Raw genomic sequence first — 25,418 nt, forward strand, 5'->3', positions numbered from 1 at the left:
CTGAATAGCCTGGACCTCAATGACCGTTAAATATGATGCCGCCGGTCATAAATGAAGGTTTCTGTGCCACAGGTAGTACTGCATTTATCTTTTTGCGGTGCCGCCGAATTTACACTCATTCTGTTTACATCAGCTTCCCTGAATGGTCAGATTTTCCGGAACTATTCGTGTCTGAGTCAGCGTACAGAGCGAAACGTATTGATGAGCACTGGTTATCTGGAAGGAAGCGTGACTCGCCAGGTCAGCAGGTCAGGTCTCTCACCCGGATCTCCGGCCGGTCTGCTCTGATGTAAAGTGAATGGCGGCAGAAGTTTTCTGGGGCCATGTGATTCACTTTACACGATCCGATCGGGCTGTACGGCAGTGTTTTCGCTCACCATCGTGGTCAAAGCTGAAGAGCAAATACTTCCAGGCCCCGGGCTAAGCTTCCACAGGGCATTTTCAGCTATGTTGTAACCTGCCTCAGCGCGGGCTGACGGTCAGGCGAGGCGATCCTGCTTCAGCCGTATTGTCATCGGGAATAGTCTGTCGCCATAGTTGCAGATCACTCGTCCACAAAAGAGGGAGACGTGGCAGGACATAAGATTGTTATTCCACGACGTCTGCACCTTTGTCGGGGAATAATTGAAGACATTGCGAATATCAATGGTATCAGTAATGTGCCTGATATTTGTCCCCGAAGGTAAAAGGAGGATAGCTTCAGTTCATTTATCAGCAGAATCAGGCTCTTTTTGCTGACTGGCGTCGCTAGAGGTACCGTCCCGGGCCAAAGCGATATCTCACAGGTGATACAGAACGTCTCAGGCTTATCTTCGCGCGGTTCTGATTTTACGACGGTGGTATCGCGAATCACAATAAGGAGTTTAGAGATCCAAAGGAAGTAAATATCAGCATCACTTCGCGCCACCTCTGGTGCCATGTAAATATCATAATGGCGTTGATGCCGATTTCAGGCATCAGTTTTGATGTCAACAAGCCCGGCGCACAGGAAGCTGCAGCGAGTGACGCTTAAATTTGAGAAACAGAGAGTTAACTTGCGGATCTATGCTCAATTTTTGCAAATATGTTAACAGAAGTTAGTGCTTGTTTAACATGCAGGATCTAACCTGGAAAGGATCTGCGAAGGAGGAGAAAAGAGGAGCAGACAGTGCTGTGGACTTATATCAGAGATATTCTGAAATTTACCATGACGTCGCATTAATTACTGATATGCCCTCTTTCCAAGATTTATCAAGACATTGTGTTTAATTTAATGGTTCAGGTATTTTTTGGTCCGTTTCGGAGTAGGTGAAGTATGCGTCTTCAGAAAGTGTTAATGGTAAAGACATTCTGATAATCGGGAGCCAGATCCCTGTCTGTTGATAATATGAACTCTGGTCATGCTGAGCAGCTACCAGTCCTTTTTCAACAGGTGTCCGCTCCCGATTCTGCTTGTAGATATAAAAGAATGCTTCGATGGGGAAATTCCCCGGATAACCAACAGCACTGGTGTCCCATGTCGCCAGACGAAGTTCATTCTGAACATTAATTGATTCTGATGCTATCTCGCTCATGGATAATATGCCCTGATAAAATGCAACTGTACCGTCATAAGCACTATTTTCGGTTGTTTCAAAGCCACATTGATGTTGATGCTGATTAACCGTTACGGCCTTGTAGTGTTCTTTCCACTTTGCCGCTGTCGTAATCCCTTGTTCCTGACAGGGGCCGCTATCAGCCGGATAGTTTATATGAGCTCCACATCCATTTCCGTGGGCTGTTCGGTTAACTGTATCTGCGTCGACCGGAAAAATACAGGCTACATCAATGTTAGTATTTTTTCCTGCGGGTGCATAAGAGTACGGGTAAAGTATGAATCCATTAAGGTATCCATATGCAAGTTTACTAAATTTAGAGTCTTTGCGCAGGTAAGAAAATGAAACACCGCCAGAGGAAACAGAGCCGGGACTTGGGTCCCATGAGTTATAATCAGTATCGGGGTTCGTGGCTCTGAAAAGGACACCTGAGCATAAAAATGCAGGGCTTGTTGCGGAGCCACAATTTGAAACTGTCTTTGCATAATCTGAATTCAGATAGTCGGCCATTTGCTGGCCTGTAATGGCTTTACTAACACGCTGCTGAACGTAATTCTCAGTATCTGATGTCTGGTTGGCCAGCACGCAAGAAGAACTATTCAGTAGGGTAAAAAGAAGGACGCATTTTTTTAGTTTCATAAAAATCTCATCATTAAAATTACTAAGGAAAAATCAGGTAGGATCGGAATTTAAATGATTGATTTGAACCGCGGCAACGACAAGTTTTATCCGCGTTATAATAAAAATGAGCTGTCTTCTGAAATTAATTAAAGTTAGTATCTGTTCTGAGGGGTAAAGTCAGGCTGGACGGGGATATTGATGGACAGCATTTATTTTAACTTCTCCTTCAGTCAAACCACTCGCGGGTACTCGATTTTTTAAATGCAATTAATGTATTAGTTGTGAACTTTCCTCTGTCCGATGAGTATCACCCTGGTCTGTAGTGAGTTATTACTGAGCAGGCTGTTTTTTACCCTTCTTATGCCAGGTCTCGCTAACCCACTACTTCTGATGAAGAATGAACCAGTATAGCGCTACCCGCGATACGTTCTTTGAAACGTTCCCGGCAAATCCACTTGCAGATCGTATCAGAAACCGTGGATGCATATTACGGTTCCACTGTTTGCCGGCACGGAACATTCCTCGTAAAGGTAAGCCGTGTCTGAATCGCTGAAAGTTTAACTGAGACCTCCGGGCCATAGCGGTTGACTTAAAATGACTATGGCCATGAGAGGTAAGTTTTATCCGGAAAAATTTAAAATTGATACAGGAAATGGCCATTGAACCTGTCTGTTCAGATTTTTTATAACTGCTTATCCGGATAACTCTTTTGTATGACCGGATACATAGGTGACAGATGAGACCGGGAACATAGGTAACAGTTTTTAGTCTGTACGGATCACACGCCCGGTTTTTCAGTCGTAGTAAGCAAGCGTTATTCCGTTAAAGATGATGTATTCGCCAGTCAGTGCTTCGCTCAGGAATAACGTCCCTTTTTACCCATATGGAGTGTTCCCCTCGATTTTACACTGTAGACCATACCCCCTGCCGGCTAAACGTATTCAGGAACTCTGCCATCCCAGTGTCGGCCGGAGGGGTGCCACACCGTTCCGGGCGTTGCTCCCGCCAGGGCTTCATGCGGCCTTTCGTGGTTAAACTCTTCCCGGTAATCACTGCACCCTTCGGCGAACGGTGTATTCGCTCATGGCGGCCGTATTCTTCCGGATGCCCCTTTCTGATACGCTCCGGTCTGAGGCCAGGTTTGATTAACCTGACCGCAAGGCGGCTTAATCCGGTGATACCGGTTCCTGCGAAAGGCTTACTATTATCCGTTCTCAGGACTTTCGGCAGACTGCACTCCAGTAACGCATTCGTGAGACACTTTCTGACGAAGGGCTTGCTTTTCCGGTCCGTTCCCCGGCAGCTCAGAAGATACCGGTTGTGATTGTCGGTCAGGGTGAAGGGATGGCAGTATTGCCGACTCAGCTGCCTGAACTTACCTTTGAAATCAGTGCTCAAGACCTGATTGTACTCGCTGATGGTCGTCAGGGGCTGACGGTTTCCCCGTGTTCTGCGTTTTCACTTTTTTATCCGGGACCAGGCCTTCACGCTTGAGGATATCGCCGATAGTACTGGCAGCAGGTACGGTAAAATCGACATGATGGTTGAGGGGCCACATCCTCAGTTTTTGGGAACCCAGTCAGGGTGTTTTTGCCTCAGGGCCGTAAGCCGCCCGGCGATAGCATCAGGAACCGTCCGGGAGTGCGGAGCACGCGAGCGCTCAGAGAGAGATGACAGGTCAGAAGGGACAAAACGTTCAGGCCATTTGTAACCGGTTTTTCGGCTGATGCCGAAGAGACGGCAGAGGGCTGAAAAAGACTCCGAACCTGCATGGCAGACACGGATAAAACCAGGGCGTTGCATAGGTCGGGTCTCAGCCCGAGGCATAGCGAGTTTCCTCTTCTATGCCAGTTATAATGGTCATCCTTGTTTCCGGTTCATCCCCTTTCCTGAACGGCCCGGACACTAGATATGGCAGGTAATTGTTTCTGATATCTACGGAGCAGCGCGAAGTATGGGTCTTCGCTGTAACAGTCCCAAAAATGAATACAGGATATTGGAAAGGTACGGAGTAGGCTGTCGATTTGCATTATTAGCTGGATCTGTATTAGGGCTGTAGCGGCGGCATGACACTGGCAATCAGATTTCACTTGTGGAAACTGGAAGCTTGTACCATCAGCACTTCGTAAATGACCGGGATATTTGTTGCGACTCACTGTTGCAGTCAGTCACCCGACAAGTCTAGTTACCGGAGACAACTTTATATTTTAACTTTGATGTTTCAATGTTTATTCGTGTACTGTTTTCACCTTGAGTGTATAAAAGGGGCGAGTTAAAGACATATTTTCAATCTTGAAATCACAGAGGGCTATATAAATGAAAAAAAATTCCATGTTTTCTTCTGAAGTAAATATGAGTGCCAGGACATGTTCGCAAGCCAGTGTTGGAAATAATCCAGCTATGATGCCAAAATTATTTGGGCCATCGGTTGAAGGTGTCAATAATAATACCATCTGGGTTGTTGATTTAACTGACCCTGTACTGGTTGATATTTTCCCCTGGGAAGAAATGGTGGATGGAGATGTTGTTGAGCTCACACTCAGTGGCCGGGATGCTGCCGGTGATTTGGTAACAGATAAAGTATTGCAGCATACGCTCAACAGCATTGATGTCGGGCAAAAACTGGTATTTGAGGTGAGCAAATCTGACATTAGCGTGTATGGTGAAAATGGACATGTTGGTGAAAATGGCACTCTGGTGATGTTTTACACAGTGAATGGCCTTCGCTCTCCGGAAACTATTTTTGCTGTTCACGGCGCTGAAGGCAGTGAAACATATACGATTCATTCAGTCATTGTAGCGAATAACGCCCCTGCAGATGGGGCTTCATTCAATAAAGTGAAATGGACAGCCACCAACCAGACCGGGGCTGAAGTTTCGGGGCTGACTGCAACGGCCAGCGTGACAGGGAGTGCGCTGATCAATGTAAATGGTCTGGAGGCAGAGACCACGCAGATCACGCTGCCATCATCTTTGAATTATGTTGACAGACTGGCTGAGGGGGTGACCGCTACGGTAAGTCTTGGTAATGGAGGAGCTACGGCTTCAACTCTTCTTCAGTTCAATTCTGCTGTCGACGAAGAATGTATAAATTTTACAGATGTTAAATCGGGTTATTATTCATTACATCACTTTTTATCAGCATTTAATGTTTTTCCGGGTGTCCGGTATAAAATGACCGCTTTCACACCAAATGATTCAGTTTTATTCCACAATTGTAATGATGGGTTTTATTTTGATGATGTCGCTGGAATTTGTGCTAGTGGTAAACCAGATTATCTTGTTACTGTTGACCCAAACTCTGAAAGAAAAATTGCATATTTCACTCTCGAGTCATCTGATTTGAATGCTTCCTCAAATGGATATATTATTTGCTTTGATACTGTTTCTGTATTAAGTGAGATTACTTTTTGCCTTGAGCGAGCATAGATAAGGAAATATTGAATTTCTGTATCGCCTGGATAGAATGAATAAAAGCCCTGAAATGTGCAGGGCTTTATCTTATTCACGTGCATGATGATTTTCTGAATATTGTCGGAAGAATAACATGAAATTTGAATTGTAATGAACTCTCCGTCAGTGTATTGCTCTGATCGTCTGGTGCTTCATCTGATGTACCCGACAACCCGAAGTTCAGTAAATATCAGATATAAGCGAAAATGTGCCCCGGAAGCCGCAAGAATACGGCATATTTAAGTTGAAATAGCGACTGGCGCGCAATACAGTTGGGCTGACAGCCCGCATTGGTCAAAAAAACGGAGTCCAGTTACGCACATCCGGTCAGTCCGCCCCAAACAGCTTGCCCCGCAGTATTTCTTCGCTTACCAATCACGGTATTATGCCTCAGTACTTCGAGCCAACATGCAGGCGTCAGTATAATCAGTTCCAGCTTGAAGCCCGTCAGCAGTTGAAGTTGACATAAAAGAGCATCACCGCCAGAGAGTTGCTGTAGCGTTGTGATCCGTCACATTGACGTGAATGACACATCTGCATATTTATCAACGGTCCTGAAAGTCCGGTGAATGCCAGGGTGGGGCTGAATCTGGTAGCGAAAGAAACAGACCGTTGCCTGATGAAGAAAAACGGTCTGTTCTGAATCACTCATATTCAGAGATAACAATGGCTCTCTGCCAGTATTCATCCGGACGATTAATAAAGCTAATAATATCCGATGCCCTTAGCTGAGAACCTGTCGTTCCTGCAATTGTTGCGTTTCAGTTTGCGGAACAGTGGACATAATGTGTTGTCAGGAAATCACATTCATCATAAGAAAAAGTTTCCGGGACGCGCCCTGAGCGAACATCTTTCCCCATTCTGAGGGCTTTCTTACACAATTGTTGCAGTTCATCAGGTAATGGCAGTTCTTTGTAACTCCGGACATTTCGAGTTCCACCCCGGCACTGCTGGCTACGTCAATCGTGACCCGCAGTGCGACTTTTGACCAGTCGTTTTTCACTATTCTGTTGCGCATCGATAACGCTGAGAAGAATGTGTGCCCTGGCAGGGCATCATCACCGCTTGTGGCTTCAGACCTGGCATACCAGTATTCATTGCTGATTTTGCTTACCCTAATAAGAAAGGCCTGGCAGGATGCAAACCCCGACTCGTGCTCTTTAACTGACAAATTAGCGTCAGCATTATCAGTAACAGGGAGCGACAGAAAATGTGTTTCTGATACAACAGGCAAATATCCGCCGCCAATATTACTGTGCGAACCTGGAAGTGCAAGCTCCGGCCAGTACGGAGTTATATGTCCAGCGCGTAATTAAATCTGCACTCGTGCGCAGCAGTGATGTGGAAAACATGAGCAGCCACATCTCGTGAAAGCAATGTATCTTCACCTCCGGTAAAACCGTGGTCAGGACTGCCACTCTTCTGGCGCATATCCGCTAATATCACGGAATCGAAAATACCAATAAACCGGACGCATCCGGGCATTCATGGATAACCTGATTTATCGCCTCATCCCGGGAGTGAAGCTGTACTGCAAAGTGGCGTGCTGCTACTGCACCGCGTCCTAAACCAAAGAGGTCAAACTGAACAGTGGTGATGCTGAGCCGGACACCGGGGTGTGATCCCTTTAGCAATAAAAAGTAACTTTTGAACGCCTCTTTCATTGTGGCTAAAGCGTAACTGGTTCTCCGTCTTGCCTCTGAAGAGTTCTCATTACCAGCACCGGCATAATTGCCATCCTTAATAAACAAACTGAACCGGGCATTATCGTTTTCGGTTGCAAACTTGTGCTTATAAAGTGTATGCATCCAGTGGATGTTTGTCGGAGAAGCCGTTGCGACGTCATTATCGGGGCCATTGGTGCTAAAATTATCTTGTGCGCATTCCGTCAGGATTGCCACTGCCTCAAAATCCGACACATTATGATATCTGGCGGTACAGGGCTCAGGTACTGGCTCTGACGCGATGACCTGGCTGTCATAACCGTCAAAAAACACGCCAGCCGTGAGTGAAATTTTCCTGACGGGGTTCTGCACCGTTCCCGAACCAGATGATGCCGGCGTCAGACCATGGCTTGCCCACGTCTGCGACGGTATGAATCTGGCTTTGCAGGGACAGGTGGAGTGGCTGTAAAGGGGGCTCGCTTCATTTACACCGTGATGGATGTGGTCAGGATGGCCACCTGTAATCGTATAAACGCCGGGATGCACCCCGCAGGACACTTTACTTCCATTGAGGGCCAGAAATTTGCCACCAAAGGAACTTGTCCTGGCGCCCTCGAGAACGGTGCCACCACAGCTGGTTTTGTCACCTTTTACTATCCAGAAACCTTTGATCACAGCATTCACTTCCTGCCAGAGACGACGTATCCGTGACTGAGGAAATCCTCGGGCATCGTTTCTCCTGCCCGGCAGCACAGGAGAGCATGTTCCTGAGGCGTGCTGATGATTTCGTCACCGTTGTCAAGCGGGCTTCCTGCCAGCGCAAACCCTTTGCCATCGTGATGCAGTATGCTATCGGAGCCGGTGATGATTCGGGCGCAGGTGCCATCCGGGTAGGTAACAATATCTCCCATCATAGCGAAGCTGACCAGATTTCCATCACTGCCCACCACTTGCCCCTCTGAACTGGCAGACGTCACTGTTCTACCAGGACGCGTCAGGCTGCCCAAAGTGGCCTGTCGTCATATTGCAATCACAGGATGACTTTTGATGTATTCCTCCCGGGCTTTTAAAAACGTCACCATCTCCACATCCATCGATGCGTAATCGGCCTCACTAAGCAAGGAGCTTGTCAGAGAGGACAATACTTGCGGTGAGAGTTCGTTATTGTAATACGCTTCCATAGGTGTTCCTTCATTGCGTTGAAAAACGAATAGTGAAAATGCTAAAGAGGCCTTTAAGAGGCATCATTCTGTCAGGCAATGCCAGCGCGAAGTGACTACGCCATCCTGAATTTGAATAACTTTTTTGCGAAATGGATTAATGCATATGCCCACAGGTATGGGAAAATTTGTAAATAATTAAAGAATGAAAATCAACAAATCATTATCATTTCACGCTCACCTGAAGGGCTGAGCAAGTAATATGTCACTCAGGATAACGAGCTGCGCGACACATCCCCGGTCGCAGTTTTATTATCGCTTAAATGAATAGGGGGGGGCATTGTTGTAAAGGTAGAATGAAGAAAACTCCTATTCTATTGAGTGGGGTGCAATGCCTTTTTGCCAGACTTTGCGGAGGGTGTCATTTTTGGTGCTCTCTATTTGAGGAGAGAAAGATCTGAATAAAATGCAAATCAAACAAAGTTCATGGATTTTATAAAGGGAAAATGCATTCACTTTTAAAGTGAAAAATTATAAAAAAAATAAAATTGCAAGATATTTCAAAAAGTATCTCTTTGTGATTTGCTGACTCTCAAGGGAACCTGGAAGGGGGATTTATCTGAAGCTCAGAGGGAATAAATTTAAAGAGGCTATTTACATAATATTTAGGGTTATTTTCATGAGATGAAAAATAATGTAAACAGTTATGTTACATAACACCAACAATTAAAATCAACAAGGAATAAATAAGAATTTTCTAATAAATCGGTATTGACAATCGTTTTTTGAAATTGGAAAAAAAATAACAATTTTGAAAATTGGCAACAGATTGTTGAAATGTAATGGCAGAGCAGAGTGAATAAAAATTATTCCTGCCTGATACCTGACTTCTAAACAACAGTAGCAAGGAACATTTAAGTGAAATTTAACAAATCAATTTTAGCAGTAATCGCAGCAATGAGCATGACTGGTGCAGTAACCAGCGCACAGGCTGATACTACTACCGTTGCGGGTGGTGTTGTGCACTTTACCGGTAGCCTGGTGAATGCAGCATGTTCTGTCAGCAATGAATCAGCCGATAAAGAAGTGGTTCTGGGTCAGTACCGTACGCAAAGCCTGGCTGACCCAGATTCAATGACTGCTCAGATCCCATTTACTATCGTTCTTGAAGATTGCGATATTGCTACGTCTCCAACGGCAGCCGTGGCTTTCAGTGGACAACACATTGACGGGCGCTCGGACCTGTTGATGGTGGGTTCTCACACTAACAAACAGTCTGCGAGTAATGTTGGTATCCAGATCCTGGATGAGGCAGGAAAAGTAGCTCCACTCGATGGTTCAACCGCAACTACGGCGCACACGCTGATTAATGGTGAAAATACCCTGTCATTCTCTGCTCGCTATGTTTCTCTCGGTGGCGCAACGGAAGGTGATGCAGATGCTGATGCAACCTTCACTATGATTTATAACTAAGTTTACTCAGTCAAGTGAATAAAGGGTACGGAAACAGAAATGTGACCGTACCTAAATTATATTCGAATCAATGAGAGGGAACATGAAAGCTCTGGCTTGGTGTGTAGATACTAATAGGGTAAAAGCAGCGGGTGCTGCATTGTTGCTAACAGCTATGCTGATGCAATCTGGTATTGCTCACGCCAGTGGAATATCGCTGGGTGCCACGCGTGTAATTTATCCTGAGCATGCAAAAGCAACCTCTCTCCCGGTAGCGAATACATCACCCGATACTCGTTTTCTCGTACAGTCCTGGGTAGAGGATAAAACCGGAAAAAAAACTTCAGATTTTATCATTACTCCTCCGCTGTTTGTCAGCAAATCAAAAAGTGAAAATGCACTGAGAATTATGTATGTTGGCAAACCGTTACCAACAGACCGAGAGTCCGTCTACTGGCTGAACGCAAAATCCATTCCTGAAATTGATACCGATAAAACGGAAGGGAAGAACACCCTGCAGCTGGCAATTCTGACAAGAATTAAAATTTTTGTTCGTCCTGAAAAGCTGGATTCTAACGTTGATGAAGCACCTGCGCAGCTGCGTTTTAAACGAAGCGGACAGTCACTGATAATATCTAATCCAACGCCGTTTTATATAAATATTGTAAAGCTTTCCGTGGGTGGAGCACCACTGGCAAATACAATGGTGCCACCGAAAGGAGAGGTTCGTGTAAATAATAAAGCTGGAAGATCCGGTCCGGTACAATTCAGCACAATTAATGATTATGGCGGTATTACTCCTGCCCAAAAAGGAATTGAAATCTAATTGTTTTTTGTGTTCATCTACACTGAGCTGAAAATGAATAATCGATCGCATCTAATTGCAAGGTTCGCGTTGTCGTCGCTTGCGCTGACAGTGTCATTTTTTTGCCACGGCAAGCCGCATTTTAACTCTGCATTTTTGAAAGATGATACCGCTGCTGTGGCAGATTTATCACGATTTGAGTCCGGCAATAACCAGCCAGCCGGAACGTATCACGTTGACATTTATATTAACGGTGAATACGTCACGACGCGCGATGTGGTATTTAAAGAGAAGGCAGCAGGAACAGGGCGTGTGCTCGCTAACAATGCTGCAGATGACACCGGGCTTGAAGCGTGTCTGACGACGGCCAGTTTACATCAGATGAATGTCAGGTTTTCAGCATTACCGGCATTGTCAGGTTATCAGGCAAACCAGTGCATTCCGGTTGAGAAAATTATTCCCGATTCAGTTATCGCTTTTGATTTTGAATCACAGCGCATGAATATCAGTATTCCACAGATTTACATGGACAGTAACGTGCACGGCTATATCCCGCCCGCAGAATGGGATGAAGGGATAAACGGTGGACTATTAAATTACAACCTGACCGGCAGTAACGGTTACGACAGCTCAAACGCGTTTTTAAGTCTCCAGAGTGGGCTCAACCTGGGGCCATGGCGCCTGCGCAATAACAGTGGCTTCAGCTATAACAAAAGCAACGATTCCCGTACAACTCGCTGGGATAATATAAATACGTATGTCGAACGCGCAATTATCCCACTGAAAAGCGAACTCATTATTGGTGATACAAACAGTGATAACATGCTGTTTGACAGTGTAGGTTTGCGGGGGGTGCGGATGTACTCTGTCGACAGCATGTATCCTGACAGTCAGCGAGGTTATGCACCCGTTGTTCGGGGCATAGCAAACAGCCGTGCAAAAGTTACGGTGCGGCAAAATGGATATATTGTTTATCAGATGTCTGTGTCTTCCGGCCCGTTTGAAATCACGGACCTGAATCCGGCGTCTTCAAATGGTGACCTGGAGGTCACTATAGAAGAAGCTAACGGTAAGGTACTGAAATACACGATCCCTTATTCGAGTGTGCCGGTCCTGCAGCGTGAAGGCAGATACAGTTATGACGTTGCAGCAGGTACATTCAGAAGCGGTAAAAGCCAGCAGAACGATCCGTTCTTTACTCAGGGGGTGGTCAGCGCGGGACTCAGTCATGGCGTAACGGTTTATGGTGGTACGCAGCTGATGCAGCAATATCAGTCTGTCGCATTTGGGGTCGCCCAAAACTATGGTGTGTGGGGAGCATCCTCCTTCGATCTGACGCATGCCCGAAGCGAATTGCCTGACGGAAATGTGTACGAGGGGCAGTCCCTGCGTTTCTTGTACGCGAAGTCGCTGACCAATATGGGGACTAACTTCCAGCTGCTGGGATATCGGTATTCGACTCACGGGTTCTATTCCCTGGATGATGTTGTCTATAAAACCATGCAGGGGTATGAGTACGACCATCCGGATCATGCACACGATGTTCCGTCTCTTATTGACTATCACAATCTTTATAAATCTAAAAAAGGTCGACTACAGCTTAATATTTCTCAGCAGCTTGGTTCCATGGGGTCAGTTTACCTGACAGGAAGTCAGCAAACCTACTGGAATACGAGTGAAAAGGATGCCTGGTATCAGTTGGGGTATTCGGGAAGGCTGGGACGCGTGGGATATAATTTCTCCCTGGCTTACAACAAAAATTCAGGGCGTGATGAGGCAGAGCGTAATGTTTCCTTTATGGTTTCTGTTCCTCTGTCAATTTTTGAAAATCATAACAGCATCCCCGGGATTGCAGGAAGCACCTATTCAACAACAAGGTACAGTAATTCTACCAGTGGCTCTTCTTCGATTCAGACCGGCATATCCGGTACGCTTCTTAAGGAGCGAAATTTAGCCTACAGTCTCTATGAAGGGCATAGTGGACGCTACGGGAATACCGGGAGCGCTAACGTTCAGTACAACAGTCAGTATGCAAACGGTGGTATCGGGTATAGCTATGATAACACCGGACATCAGTGGTCATATCAGCTGGCAGGTGGCATGGTGGCCCATGCTAATGGCGTTACGCTCAGTCAGCCACTGGGTAATACAAACGTCCTGATTAAGGCTCCCGGCGCAAAATCTGTCAGCGTAGAGAACTCCACGGGTATCAGGACTGACTGGCGAGGTTATGCTGTTGTTCCTTTTGCGACAGTCTATCGCAGAAACCGAATTGCACTTAATACCAATACCATGGATGAACACATCGATCTGGATGAAAATGTCCGTAATGTAGTTCCGACTGAAGGCGCGATAGTTCGGGCGGAATTTAATTCGCATGTCGGAATACGGGCGCTGTTTTCCCTCAAATCGCTAAGTGGTGTAATTCCATTCGGCGCAACAGTAACAGAAAAAGCCAGTGGCGTGACGGGGATAGTGGGTGACAACGGGCAGGTATATATGAGTGGTCTGCCTGTCTCGGGCACACTGGAGTCTAAATGGGGTAACAGAAGCGGACAGTCTTGTGTCATTCCTTATCGCTTTGATGCTCGTGAGACCGAGATGTCAGTTTCTCAAATGAATCTGACTTGCCATTCCTGATATTTTTCCAGGCTACGCTGTAACTAACCGCAGGGTATATATATGTTTTCAAATGTGCTGTGTGCAATGTTTTCGGGTTCCGGAATGTCTTGCACTGTATACAGAATAAATCGTCTGATGTCAGGCTGCATATTTATGATGGCTTTACTTTATTCTTTTTCGGCAACGGCAGGCCCTTGCGTTATTGTAGATGTCGATGGTCATCCAACCGGAGAGGTTTCTGAGGGCGTTGTTAATATATCACCATCTTTTGCTAACCCTGGTGACAACGTTGATGGATTGACAAAAGATATACCAATATCCAGTGTGGTTAACTCTCTCCCTGCGATGTGTTTCTGTGCTCCTGGAGAATCTTCAATATCTACCTATGACTGGACTGCATTTAGTCTTCCTACCGAGGATATCAGCGGGACTACATACGGTATTGTTAATGACTATATTAGCATTGCTGTTCTGGCTGGAGATTCGAAGAATCCAAGATGGATACCCTATGATAATTTTCAGCATACCGCTTCCGTTGCGAAGGAAGTTTGTAATGTTTTAACTAAAACCGGTGGCGGGGGAAGCGTAATGCGAGTAAGGATACGTAAGCGATTTATAGGAACGATGGATATTTCGACCCCGATAGTTTACCAAAAAGGCGCAAACGCGCTTAAGGGGGAACCTCAGGGAGGCGTCGAAATGCAGTACCGACTTGTTGGACACATTGATGTTCCGGAGAACTGTGAGATAAATGCCGGACAGGTTATTGATGTTGATTTAGGAAATTATTCTGCTGCTGCATTTAGCAGTGCGGGTGCCGGAAATATGCCAGCGGGTCCGGGACCAGTGAGGAAAATGATTCCAGTTCATTGTCAGGGCGGGACAATAAGTACCTCGACGCTTATATCCATACGTCTGCTGAGCGAAAATGCGCAGGGTGATAAGTTGCTGACCAATAATAATGATATCGGTATTGTTGTTAAGGAAGCGTCGTCCCAAAAAATACTGGTGCCAAATGATATGAGCAGTGTTGCTGAGATTATGTCTCCGGATCAAGATGGAAATACAGTAGCAATGATTTCTGTTTATCCAGTGAGTATGACGGGCAATCGACCTGCAGAAGGGAAGTTTTCGTCACGAGGCTATCTCAGAGTGGATTTCGAATAATGCGCCTTCACCAGCTTAATCACAGCATAGCACGCGAGGTTTCCAGCGGACTGTTGCTATGTTTTCTAACGCTGTTTTTGTTTTCAGGCAGGAATGCATTGGGGGCTGGAAGTATTCAGGAAATGAATGTCTATGGGACCGTCATTGCACCAACCTGTAATATCAGCGCTGAAGATAAAAATAAAACCGTGGACCTTGGTAACTGGGCGACGAAGCAGTTAAATAAGACAGGTGATACGTCAATGCCTGTCGCATTTTCGCTGGCTTTAACCGGATGCCCCGTTGGCATGTTAACAACTGTGTTTACGGGGGACGGAAGCCCGGCTGATAACACTTTACTCGCTCTGACTAAGGACAGTACGGCATCGGGTGTGGCAATAGAAATTCAGGATGGCGAACACAATCGCATCCCACTAGGGCCTCCGGGCATACAAAGCAAAACAGACAGTGAGGGCAATGCTTTACTTAGATTCTATGCTGATTATGTCGTTGTCACTGATTCTGTCTCTCCCGGAAGCGCGAATGCGGATGCAACATTCACCGTATTGTATGAGTAATACCAAACATAGCTGACGAGTGACCTTCATGCCAAATGTACTGAATATACTGACTGATGACATGTTTCTTGCCTCTGCGTTGATTGCTGTTATAAAGGAGTTGGGGGTTTTTAAATTCGTAGTTACAACCGGCAATGATGTTCCGTTTGTATCAAAGTCGAAATCTGATGATGTCTTATATTTGATTGATGACAGGCTATCCGGGAATATCGCTGCCAGTTTTTTAAGGGATGATCCAATTGCAATTCTGTCATTTTCAATAAAAGAGAGTGCGCGCTTTGCTCAGTTCGGTCCTGTGGTTGATATCTCAGGACCGGTCAGAAAAGTGAAAAGAAACCTGAATGATTTAATTTTTTCAGACTACAGTAGTTACAGAGCATTCACTCCTGTGCCTCTCTCCCCCAGGGAGCGCCAGATTTTTGCGCTATTAATGAAACAATGGTCGGTCGAGAAAATTGCAAACCACCTGAACTGCAGTGAGAAAACAATTTATGCGCACAGAATGCGGATTGCACATAAGCGAGGAGCCAAGAAATTTTTTCATCTGCTGAGTGAATACAGAATGCATTAACCAGTATGACAATCATCGTGCCTGTAATTCTGACATGGATGTTTTACGCTGGCGTCGTTATCTCCAGCCAGTCATGCAGCTGGTACTGCGGTACGGAATTAAGCTTTCCCAGAGAAACAACGTTAATTTGCGATCTGGCGGATGCAAACAATAGTGGTAAGTGTGAAAGGCATTTGCTGTTTCCTCCTTCTATTCGTGGTTCATCTGTTGCATCCACGCCGATAAGTGCAACATGATTCATGCCGAGGTGATATGCCAGGCCCAACGCTCCCCAGGCGCTATTTCCTGTGTGAATTTTTCCGGGTGTGCTACATAACCCCGGGACAGCTTTTAATCTCCACATCCACCATTCTGGTGATAAGGTCTCTGTGGGTTCAGGTGTATTCAACTGGCAGACTCTTTCAAAGATCTGCGCGTCTTCAGCCTGAAAGCCCGCAACGCAATATCTGACACCACTTCGCCGGTGCGACAGGCGTTTGAGGTTTGCAGCAGAAGGATCCAGTGTAAAAAAGTAGTCAGCATGCGACAGCCATTCAATGGCTCCGTTAACTGCAATAATCGTCGTGTCGGGGGGAGGGGAAAAGTTTGATGCTGATGGCCCGGATGCGACAATAATGGCTCTTCTTTCGGATGGCTTTACATTACCGTGATTCATGAGGCATCTCTCCTTAAAGTATGCCATCAAAAGTCGGAACCCATTCAAGTCCGGTATCCCACGGACGCGGTTTTCCGTGAAAGCAGACAAGTCGGGCGCCAGCGGGGATATCGCCATTCCCCTGTGAGCGTTGCGGATGCCAGCCGGGCATACCCTGACTGGCAATATCCTTTTTATAGCTTACAGCCGCGCCGGGAAGCACATCCTGCCATCTGGCCGGGGAGAGTATTGAAGCAAGGAAGCCCTGGTCGCCATGGAAGGGCGGCTGTTGCCTGCGGTTTATCCATTCAGGCGGGGATGCCATGAACGTCGTCCAGATATATGTCTTAATGTCTGCCGGGATGTACATTACAGCACTGCCTACAGGACGAAGAGGTGACTGCTCATGATAAAAATCGGTAAGCGTAGTCATACAGGGCTGCTTAAAAAAGGGTGTCAAATCGCCCATAACAACGGTATCAATATCAAGCAGGAGTAAATCCTCTTTTCCGAGACAGGGATGGTCCGGATTGAATACCTCTAATTTTGACCACCAGGCCGGAAAGTCATAAAGCAGCGGTGTTGTCCTGACTCCGGGTATGTTCTGACAGTCCGTTATGCAGACCGTATCATAGTCGTTCAGCTGTCGATGAAGCCACCGTGCATGGCCGGGTTGATATTCCGGGCCTGATCTCAGAACTGAAACAATTATCATCGTCGTTGTCCACTACATAGGGAGGAATATTATTAGCCATAAAATATGGCTCGATGGCATATTTTTCAACACTAAAAATTGCCATGCCAGTGATATAATTCAGAGAGCACGCTGGGTATTTGCCGTGCACTGTCTTCTGTTATTAAATTATTCTTCATACAATTAGCTGTAATTGACCTGCTCCCCCCTCCCCGTTGATTAATACACCGCAATGTCATTAATGTCTTCATAAGTCGCATGAGGACATTCCCATGAAAAAGCGTTTTTCCGCTGAACAGATCATCAGTCTCCTCCGCGAGGCTGAAGTCGGGGTCTCTGCCCGGAGTTCAGCCGTAAGCACGCCATTTCCGACGCCACTTTTTACACCAGGCGTAAGAGGTATGTCGGTAAGGATGTGCCCGAGGTTAAGTGACTGAAGTCGCATCAGGAAGAGAACGCCAGACTCAAGAAGCTGCTTGCCTAAGCTATGCTGGAGAAGGAGGTGCTTCAGGTGACTCTGGGGCGAAAGTACTGACGACAGACCACTGGCGGGAAACCGTTGAGTTTATGTGTGATGCAACTGGTCTTTCGCAACGTCGTGCCTGCAGGCGTTTTGGCTACCGCTGCATCTGGCAGTTACTGCGCCGTGAAGGCCTGCATGTTAATCACAAGTGCGTCTACCGCCTTTGTTATCTGAGCGGACAGGGAGTAAGCGCGGGCGATGTCGTAAAGGCTGGCAACAGAACGTCTGCCGCTACTCTGCCCGGTGGCACCCAACCTGACCTGGTCGATGGATTTCGTCACGGACGCGCTGACTACCGGTCGCAGGAACAAGCGCCTGACCTGTGTGGGCGACTTCACGAAGGAGTGTCTGACAATTCCCATCGCATACGGGATTTCAGGCGTTCAGGTCACGCGAATTCTGGACAGCATTGCTCTGTTTCGAGGCTACCCGGCGGCGATAAGAACTAACCTGGGGCCGGAGTTCACTGGTCGCGCACTGGATTAATGGACCTTTGAACATGATGTTGAGTTGCGCTTAATCCAGTCGGGCAAGCCCACACAGAACCGATTTATTGAGAGTTTAAACGGACGATTTCGCGATGAATGTCAGAATGAGCACGGGTTCAGCGATATTCTTCATGCCCGGATAATAATGAATGACTGGCGGCAGGATTACAACGAGTACCGCCCACATTCAGCACTGAATTATCAGATACCATCAGAGTTTGCAGCACGGTGGAGAAATGAAAAATTTTAAGGTAATTAAACTGACATTCTGACATTACTAACTGAAGGTTGTATCTAATCCAAAGGGCAGGTCACCCTCATTCAGTATAAACTGTTTTCTGGTCATCTTCTCGCTAACTTATCCTTAGATGCGTTCAAAGGCAAAAAGAATTTTTCCAACCAAATAATATAATGCGAGCTATCATTTTTGAAATTGAATGTGTAATGCGAAAGGTTCAGTGTGTAAATACTAAGTGGTTACTCAATCGTTAAAAAAGGAAATAACATGAATTTTAAAGAAAGTTGCTTTGAATTTAGCACTGAAATCTCCGATATTGTGACTTTAGGGAATGGTTTGATGGATGTACTGATCACTAACCCAGTGCCGGAACAATATATCGCCAGCTTGCTGTATAACACTAATTCTTCAAATAACATGCTCCTAGGTTCTGCTTTTAAGTATGACAACCAAACCATCGGCTTTCATATCGATTTAAATCAGCTAACAAGTGAGCACAATGAAATTATTTCCACTTATATTATGGTTGCTGATATCACAACATTTGAAAGCTGCTTGATTGAAGTCAGTAATGATAAACTGAATTATATTCTTTCAGACTATTTAAAAATTGACTCTCCATCAGAGATGGTTAGCTCTTCCCCTGAACTAAGCGGTTTTTGCTCAAAAATTTCGGATGTGTACTTAAATGAAGGAGAGTTTACTTTAGGTGGGGACTACGTTAATCTTTCAAAACAAACACCTGAAGCGACGGGTGAATTTAAATTCACACTTCCGTATGGTTTCAAGGGGAATCGTATTCTTTACGTTACAGGTACTGGGCGTTATGGGGAAAAAGCTATCGCAGAAACAAAAATTATATCGGCGTCAGCAGATGAAAATCTTTTCTACAATCCTGAAATGAAATATAACGCAGATATGTGGTTTGATACTGGAGTTGACCAGCATGTTGCTTATTACCCCGAATATACTAACTTTTCACTCAATCAAGCGAATGGTCATCTTGGATTACACCAATCAATGACATTAGAAAAGGGGAAGAAATACACGCTCTCATTTGAAGCAAAGGCTAATGAATTTTATTCATCCCCAAGTAATGTAAACCAAATCCAACTCGGAATGACTACAGCTGGCGCTGCTGGTATTGGCGAAAATAGCCTGGTAACGCCTACATTGGGTGTATGGGAGTTGCAAAGTTATACTTTTGTTTACGCATTTGATTTTGATTTGGTTCCAGTTGGTTTTTCAACATGGGGAATCAAAAACATGGACATTAGAAATATGAAGCTACTTGCTTCGTAAAGATTATAATTACATACACTGAACTGTCTCACTTGAGATAGTTCAGTGTTGGGCTGCTAAATAACCGATCCTAATACCACTACACTTTAGCCAGCCCATGCCCCCCTCCGGGGAATGGGCTTGATTTGCCGCCCATTCATCTTTCCTGAAACCTTGCTGATGTTCCTCGTGTCGGTGCTCTTTGACACTACTAGTAGCTAGCGTGCGGTATTTATTAAGAGAGCTGTGGTCCAATACCCAGAGGGAAAACAATGAATGAGCTTAGATTATCGCGCATAGAGACGCACTCAGTACGGCTTTGTTATTTGATATTTTTAATGGTCTAGAGTTTGCTTATCAGGAATCTTTACGCGGCTTTGAACGTCGCCCAGTAAAAATAGCCCCTGCACTTCTTGTTAAAGACCTATTGAAGGAGGCCCGCGAAATTAATCGACGACTTGCTCGGGGATATCTATTACCAGGATACTCAACTTGGCCACATACTCATGAAACTGATTTTGTACAGCTGGTAAGTACGCGCCGAAGTGTACTAAAAGAGATTTCCGAAGAAAATTATGCTGAATTGAAGAAAGCTCGAATGCAATGCAGAATGATGGCGAACGTATATTTTAACTACGCCTATGATACTCGTGCCGGGGGCAAATATTTTGTAGAAATTGGAAACATGCACCTGTTGCGGTTTGAGGTGAGTAGACCCATCATGATTGGCCCGTAAGAGATAAACTCTGCCGGATTTAAGTACTTTATCGGGATGCTTTTCAGTTGTTTGTGTTTCCAGTAGCGTCAGGTGATTTACCAAAATCATGGAAACCCGCAGCGGAAAGTACATCAGCAACAGCACTGACTCTGGGGTGGCTACGTTTAAGCCAGACGAGTTTGAGAGCAACACCTGATGTCTCCGTATCATGCATATGATGCGGCAAATCAGAATTACTAAACGGACACTCAAAGGCGTACATGGCGTCGAAAAAGCTGCCGAAGAGTTCAACAGGGGGATGAATTATACACATCCATTCTCGCTCAAATGAGCGCAATCATGAAAATGATTATAATTTATATTGCTTTTCTGCTAAAAAATAAAATTGAAGTTTATTTTTAACTATTATTAATAGTTACCATGTACATATCGATAGTAGCCATTTTTATTTCAATCTTTAATATCATTGTGTTGAAATTATTAATTGCATTGCTAATTATGAGGTTTATTATGTTCCCTGAGCTCATTATTTATACATCCAGGCATTATGATGGTTTCATTCATTGTCGTGTCACCCATACTTCCGATGCCCTTTACTATGATTTCGCCCTGTTACGCGATAATCAAATGATTGCAAACTGCCGTTCCGAGCGTTATTACACCCAGTTTACCGGTTTCAGCAACAGCACCTTCTATGCACAGGTTTGTATCACCCTGAAAGACGGTTCAACTCGCACATTCGAGTCTGCGCCCATCTCTGTTGGTCCTGTTGTTGCGCAATCAGCTTCCTTACCCCTTCCGCCGAGTTTTAAAGGCAACCATACTCTTTTTGATAACGTACCGCATTATTACCTCGAACTTCGCCTTGAAGGTGACAAACTGGATTTACTTAACCAGGAAGGTGCATCCTACCTTCCGCTGTACGAGCGTTACCGGACCCAGCTCAGTTTCGTGCCCGTTTTTACTTCTGCGGTAACGAATCAACCGGCGTATTCCCGGTTCCGCTATCTGTATCGTACCGAAGGCACTGATGTATTACCGCTCACTCCTCCGGAGCTTATCTCCATTGCCACAGAGCTCGAAAGCCTAGATTACGTGGCCTATTGCTCTGTCACTCCGGACATGCGTCATGCGGTAACAGAAGACATTCAGCTCCTCCAGAAGAATGCTGTATCCCTCTCAGCTTCTGGTGAAACACCGGATTTTAGTCATATTCAGACATATCTGGACGGTATCGGCATGACCCACGGGATGAACGTTCGCCGTGCCTGGCAGGAGCTCGGCATCAACGGACGTGGCGCTTCCGTTCACCATATCGATTTTGGCATTTATGCGGAACATGAAGATCTCGCCAATATCCTTGTCATCAGCAACTCCACCTTGTCCCCTGGTCATGGCACGTGCTCAGTTGGTATAATAGGAGCGACAGAAAACACGTTTGGCGTCACCGGCGTGGCCTACAACAGTCAGTGCTTCTCCTATAATACCGACGGGCTGGACAGCGTGATTGAGCATGCCTTGCCGGGTGATATAGTCAGTGTAAACATGGGTTTTATTTACAATGGTATTCAGGCCCCCATAACTGCAGTCAAATCATACTGGGATAAACTTCACGCCCTGTCAGGAGCTGGCGTTATTTCGGTTACAGCGGCGGGGAACAACGGAGCTAACCTTGCGGATGTCATGATCGATTACGGGGACAGCGGGTGTACTCTGGTGGGCGGATGTAATCCTGACGGATCAATATTAGGTGAATCGAATTATGGCCATGCGACCAGCCTGTATAATTCGTGGGGGACTGATGTGGTTACCACCGGGATCGGTTCGATGTGGGACGATCCGGAACTGCCAAACCTGCGCAGTTACAATTACAGCTTTGGTGGCACTTCTGCGGCAACTCCCCTGTGTGCCGGGGCGCTGGCGCTGGTGCAGTCGGAAGCCCTGGCCCGGGGCCTTAATCTCAATTACCGGGATATGCGTGAGTTGATTACGGCCACCGGATATCGTGAGGCCCGGGATGCCGGGATTGGCACCCGGCCCGATGTGTATGCGGCCTGTGTCTGGCACAGCCTGCCAGACGATATGCCTCCTCCTGTTATTCGAGAAGCGGAAAACGGTATCCTCAGCCTGGATATCCTGACAGATTATTTTGCCCATGCTGACATCAGTCACACGGGACTCTATGCCGGGGAAAACATCACCCTGTCATACGGCAATCCATCTGCAGGATTTTATGAGCTGACCCACGTCGTCACCCGGGATGAAGTGCCCGCTGGTGTGGCCACACTCAACATTCCCGTGACGGACCTGTATTCAATTTCGGCCTCCGGCATGCCACTTGTCCTGTTTACCTGTTCGGCCGGAGGCAAATCGTCCACGGTTGCTGTAACGCTGGGTCCACTCACCGGACTTCCCGTGCTGCCTCCACCTCGGGTGACAGAAGCGAAAGGACTTACGATAGCCCCGCTCACTGGCACCGTGCATATTGAGGTGCCCTATCTGGGGTTCAGTGCAGACAATGACGTCACGCTGACCTGGCAGTCTGTTGATGTCAGCGGGGCTGAGCAGGGTTATATGAATGGTGCTCTGGTGTCAGTTGACAACGGATCCCTGACATTCATTGTATTCGGCTCATCGCTCCTGTCACCCTTCGCGGGTGGGACGGCCCGGGTATTTTATGAGGTGAATGGCCGCCGGAGCGGGGAGCTTGTCCTGTCCATCGGCAACGGTACAATGACGCTGGCCGTACCGTCAGTGCCTTTACCCTGGAATACTATTACGGACCTGAACCAGAATCAGGTGGTTAGGATCCTGACGGATAACACCATGAGGGCAGGTGACACGCTGACGCTCGACTGCCGGGGGTTTGACAGCGCATCGTCCGTCACGGCACTTCCTGTGATCAGCCAGACCCTGACCGAGGACGATATCAGCCAGGGCTCACTTATTATGGTACTGGATTCTGCCGTGCATGTGGCGCCTTTTGCCGGTGGTGGGATCATGCTCCGTACCACTTTACAGAGAGGGGATATTCCCTTTATGGCGAGTGACATTGTGGGGTACCTGATACAGCCGCCAGCCAGGGTACTGATTGCCGCCGTGTATGAAGCCAGTGGAGATACGATTTCTCTGAGCGGAAACGATGCCATCCATGTCATCACCCTGTCGGCAGAGAGGGACGATGTTGTTCAGAGTACCGCATCAGCCGTGGTGGCCTCCTACGATGAGGGGGAGGCGGTGTATTTTCTCTGTGAATTTAACCAGGGACCGATCATTACAGTCAGGACGGAAGCGTTGCAGCCCGGCCACCTGAAAATAAGACCGGCTATTTTCACCCAATCCGGAGAGTTGCCGGAGGGCCTCCCTGCGTTCTATCAGGTAACGGCATAACGGCATTGATGGGCTGCAGTAGCGGACGGGAACATCAGGAATAGTACCCAGGTGTTGCGACTCCACCTGCCGGCAGACGAACTCTTATCCATATACCCACAAAAAAACCGCCTCAGAGTGAAGTGAACCCCATATATTGGACACTTTCTTAACTGGCGGCTGACATGGCCTGGGTTCGGTATTGTACCGGACTCAGGCCGTTTAGTTTTAGCTTGATTCGTTCGTTGTTGTAGTAGTGGATATTACGTCACCTGCCTGCGACCATCACCTCGTCTTCAGAGCTGTCACTGCTGCCTGTGGAGATCGTACCTGCCCCGGCAATATCAGATACCGGTTCCGGGCAGTGTCCGTTGAACGTCTCCTCCTGCAGCGTTGAGTTCCGCCACGGTAAAATAAGCCTCGATAATATTTCGCCGGAGTCGCATGCTGTGCTATTGCTTGGGCTGACCGGGAGAAGCCAATGATATCCCCCTGTCGGGCACCCGTATCTGGCTGGTTGCTGGCGTCACGGATATGCGTAAATCGTTCAATGGTCTGGGCGAGCTGGTTCAGCATGCACTTGATGAAAATCCATTCTCCGGTCATGTTGTTTATCTCTCGTGGCCTAAAAGGTGACACAGTGAAGATCCTCTGGGCTGATGCGGATGGCCTGTGTCTGTTTACCAAACGGCTGGAAGAAGGTCAGTTCATCTGGCCTGCTATACGCGATGGCAAAATCGCTATCACCCGCTCACAACTTGCCATGCTCCTCGATAAGCTGGACTGGCGTCAGCCCAAAACAGCACGCCTTAACTCACTGACAATGTTGTAAAAAGAACATGAGCGCATTATAAATGAGGCCATGAGTCAGGACTATCTCGCCCGTATCACCGTGCTGGAAGACGCGCTTCGCCAGAAAGACAGCCAGCTCAGCCTCGTTGCAAAGACTGAGTCGTTCCTGCGTTCGGCGCTGGCCCGCTCTGAAGAGAAAAAACTGGCAACCCAGCTCAGCAAACTCGCCCCCCGTCTGGGAAAGCGCCTTACTACTGACATCACACAGGCACTGACAGAGCAAACCGTCGTTGTTCCCGGCACGGATGCTCCTCCCGCGGCAGGCTCTCCAGCTCATCACACTGCGTAAGCAAAGAGACGAGGTTGCCCTTGAGGTAGCACTGCGGGTCCTTTTTACCCGGTCCTGACCAGCATGCCCGGAGTCGGTGTCAGGACCGCAGCCAGACTCCTCACGGAGGTTTCCTGTCGCACCTTCGCTTCTGCCGCACATCTCGCTGCTTATGCTGGCCTTGCACCGGTAACCCGGCGCTCCGGCTCGTCGATACGTGGCGAACATCCGTCAAGACGGGGCAATAAAACCCTCAAACGGGCGCTGTTCTTGTCCGCCTTCGCCGCGCTCAGAGATCCGCTATCCAGAGCTTACTACACACGTAAAATGAGCCAGGGAAAGCAACATAATCAGGCACTTATCGGATTGGCATGACGCCGCTGTGACGTTCTGTTCGCCATGATGCGTTTATATCCCTGCGGCATCATAAACATGCTTGACAACTTTATAGGGGCCCCCCCGGTATCTTCGATTAAATCGATGTGTTCTACAACCGGGCCCGGCGCCACAGTCATCTCGGCGGCGTCAGTCCGGAGGCCTTCGAACTGACCTCGTCGTGAGGACGGAATTTGTCTACTGTCGTGGAGTCAGTCCAGATAATAGCTCCGTCGCGACACTCAGCATTGTCAACGATGTTTGCATATGCACTGAACGACTGGCAGACGATGGCAGGGGTGAGGTAGATAACCGGGCGGTATCTTTATCTC

Annotated in this window: 19 protein-coding genes and 4 pseudogenes; 14 read left to right on the plus strand and 9 right to left on the minus strand. The window is 47.1% G+C overall.

Going from position 1 to position 25,418, the window contains the following annotated elements; genetic code table 11:
* Positions 1-1,244: 1,244 nt before the first annotated feature.
* The 3 genes from RVY89_RS20140 to RVY89_RS20150 form a co-directional block, all read right to left on the minus strand.
* Positions 1,245-2,213 carry an HvnC protein gene (locus tag RVY89_RS20140; RefSeq protein ID WP_484826268.1) on the minus strand — a complete coding sequence of 323 codons (969 nt, stop codon included), beginning with the start codon at positions 2,211-2,213 and terminating at the stop codon, positions 1,245-1,247.
* An 885-nt stretch (positions 2,214-3,098) separates the two neighbouring features.
* Positions 3,099-3,593 carry a transposase family protein gene (locus tag RVY89_RS20145; RefSeq protein ID WP_484826269.1) on the minus strand — a complete coding sequence of 165 codons (495 nt, stop codon included), beginning with the start codon at positions 3,591-3,593 and terminating at the stop codon, positions 3,099-3,101.
* Positions 3,583-3,753, minus strand: coding sequence for a hypothetical protein (locus tag RVY89_RS20150; RefSeq protein ID WP_484826270.1), 171 nt, complete (start codon positions 3,751-3,753; stop codon positions 3,583-3,585). Before RVY89_RS20150 ends, RVY89_RS20145 begins: the two co-directional genes overlap by 11 nt.
* A gap of 758 nt (positions 3,754-4,511) precedes the next feature.
* Here RVY89_RS20150 and RVY89_RS20155 point away from each other — a divergent pair.
* A complete protein-coding gene (locus tag RVY89_RS20155) occupies positions 4,512-5,624 on the plus strand; it encodes a hypothetical protein (protein ID WP_484826271.1) in 1,113 nt (370 codons plus the stop codon).
* 1,466 nt (positions 5,625-7,090) lie between these two features.
* On the opposite strand, the gene RVY89_RS20160 is transcribed toward RVY89_RS20155, so the two are convergent.
* On the minus strand, positions 7,091-7,987 hold the full coding sequence (locus RVY89_RS20160) for a PAAR domain-containing protein (protein WP_484826272.1): 897 nt from the start codon (positions 7,985-7,987) through the stop codon (positions 7,091-7,093).
* 32 nt (positions 7,988-8,019) lie between these two features.
* Here RVY89_RS20160 and RVY89_RS20165 point away from each other — a divergent pair, with 32 nt between their 5' ends.
* The gene (locus RVY89_RS20165; protein ID WP_484826273.1) at positions 8,020-8,274 is read left to right on the plus strand and encodes a hypothetical protein; all 255 of its coding nucleotides are present in this window, start codon (positions 8,020-8,022) and stop codon (positions 8,272-8,274) included.
* A gap of 57 nt (positions 8,275-8,331) precedes the next feature.
* Here the strand turns inward: RVY89_RS20165 and RVY89_RS20170 are convergent, their stop codons facing one another.
* The gene (locus RVY89_RS20170) at positions 8,332-8,493 is read right to left on the minus strand and encodes a hypothetical protein (RefSeq protein WP_484826274.1); all 162 of its coding nucleotides are present in this window, start codon (positions 8,491-8,493) and stop codon (positions 8,332-8,334) included.
* Between the two features lie 897 nt (positions 8,494-9,390).
* Here RVY89_RS20170 and fimA point away from each other — a divergent pair.
* The 6 genes from fimA to RVY89_RS20200 all read left to right on the plus strand — a co-directional run bounded on the left by fimA (position 9,391) and on the right by RVY89_RS20200 (position 15,646).
* Entirely contained in the window at positions 9,391-9,945 is a 555-nt protein-coding gene (gene fimA, locus RVY89_RS20175) for a type 1 fimbrial major subunit FimA (RefSeq protein ID WP_484826275.1), read from the plus strand.
* A gap of 82 nt (positions 9,946-10,027) precedes the next feature.
* Positions 10,028-10,750, plus strand: a complete 723-nt coding sequence (locus RVY89_RS20180) for a fimbria/pilus periplasmic chaperone (protein ID WP_484826276.1) — start codon at positions 10,028-10,030, stop codon at positions 10,748-10,750.
* A 33-nt stretch (positions 10,751-10,783) separates the two neighbouring features.
* Entirely contained in the window at positions 10,784-13,369 is a 2,586-nt protein-coding gene (locus tag RVY89_RS20185; RefSeq protein WP_484826277.1) for a fimbrial biogenesis usher protein, read from the plus strand.
* Positions 13,370-13,504: 135 nt separating this feature from the next.
* Positions 13,505-14,518: a fimbrial protein gene (locus tag RVY89_RS20190; RefSeq protein WP_484826278.1), complete on the plus strand. Its 1,014-nt coding sequence runs from the start codon at positions 13,505-13,507 to the stop codon at positions 14,516-14,518.
* Positions 14,518-15,075, plus strand: a complete 558-nt coding sequence (locus RVY89_RS20195) for a fimbrial protein (protein WP_484826279.1) — start codon at positions 14,518-14,520, stop codon at positions 15,073-15,075. The genes RVY89_RS20190 and RVY89_RS20195 overlap by 1 nt, the downstream gene beginning before the upstream one ends.
* Positions 15,076-15,103: 28 nt before the next feature.
* Positions 15,104-15,646 (plus strand): response regulator transcription factor, encoded by a 543-nt coding sequence (locus RVY89_RS20200; protein ID WP_484826280.1) that lies wholly within the window; start codon positions 15,104-15,106, stop codon positions 15,644-15,646.
* Positions 15,647-15,689: 43 nt separating this feature from the next.
* Here the strand turns inward: RVY89_RS20200 and RVY89_RS20205 are convergent, their stop codons facing one another.
* Complete coding sequence (locus tag RVY89_RS20205; protein ID WP_484826281.1) at positions 15,690-16,301, minus strand: hypothetical protein; 612 nt, start codon at positions 16,299-16,301, stop codon at positions 15,690-15,692.
* Positions 16,302-16,314: 13 nt separating this feature from the next.
* The gene (locus RVY89_RS20210; protein ID WP_484826282.1) at positions 16,315-16,995 is read right to left on the minus strand and encodes a hypothetical protein; all 681 of its coding nucleotides are present in this window, start codon (positions 16,993-16,995) and stop codon (positions 16,315-16,317) included.
* A 251-nt stretch (positions 16,996-17,246) separates the two neighbouring features.
* Between RVY89_RS20210 and RVY89_RS20215 the strand changes: the two are divergent.
* From RVY89_RS20215 to RVY89_RS20225, 3 genes and pseudogenes are all read left to right on the plus strand, one after another.
* A pseudogene (locus tag RVY89_RS20215) lies at positions 17,247-18,235 on the plus strand (IS3 family transposase).
* Positions 18,236-18,490: 255 nt separating this feature from the next.
* Positions 18,491-19,525 (plus strand): hypothetical protein, encoded by a 1,035-nt coding sequence (locus RVY89_RS20220; RefSeq protein WP_484826283.1) that lies wholly within the window; start codon positions 18,491-18,493, stop codon positions 19,523-19,525.
* Positions 19,526-19,823: 298 nt separating this feature from the next.
* Positions 19,824-20,240 (plus strand): hypothetical protein, encoded by a 417-nt coding sequence (locus RVY89_RS20225; protein ID WP_484826284.1) that lies wholly within the window; start codon positions 19,824-19,826, stop codon positions 20,238-20,240.
* Between the two features lie 43 nt (positions 20,241-20,283).
* Here the strand turns inward: RVY89_RS20225 and RVY89_RS20230 are convergent, their stop codons facing one another.
* Positions 20,284-20,535, minus strand: a complete 252-nt coding sequence (locus RVY89_RS20230) for a DUF6685 family protein (RefSeq protein WP_484826285.1) — start codon at positions 20,533-20,535, stop codon at positions 20,284-20,286.
* 107 nt (positions 20,536-20,642) lie between these two features.
* On the opposite strand from RVY89_RS20230, the gene RVY89_RS20235 reads away from it, so the two are divergent.
* Positions 20,643-23,612, plus strand: coding sequence for a S8 family serine peptidase (locus RVY89_RS20235; protein WP_484826286.1), 2,970 nt, complete (start codon positions 20,643-20,645; stop codon positions 23,610-23,612).
* A 148-nt stretch (positions 23,613-23,760) separates the two neighbouring features.
* On the opposite strand, the pseudogene RVY89_RS20240 reads toward RVY89_RS20235, so the two are convergent.
* A pseudogene (locus RVY89_RS20240) lies at positions 23,761-23,853 on the minus strand (IS3 family transposase); the annotation flags it as partial.
* 272 nt (positions 23,854-24,125) lie between these two features.
* Between RVY89_RS20240 and tnpB the strand changes: the two are divergent.
* A pseudogene (tnpB, locus tag RVY89_RS20245) lies at positions 24,126-24,423 on the plus strand (IS66 family insertion sequence element accessory protein TnpB).
* Positions 24,424-24,561: 138 nt separating this feature from the next.
* Positions 24,562-25,083 (plus strand): annotated as a pseudogene (locus tag RVY89_RS20250) (transposase); the annotation flags it as partial.
* Between the last annotated feature and the right edge of the window lie 335 nt (positions 25,084-25,418).

The organism is Enterobacter sp. 3U4 (assembly GCF_057224565.1).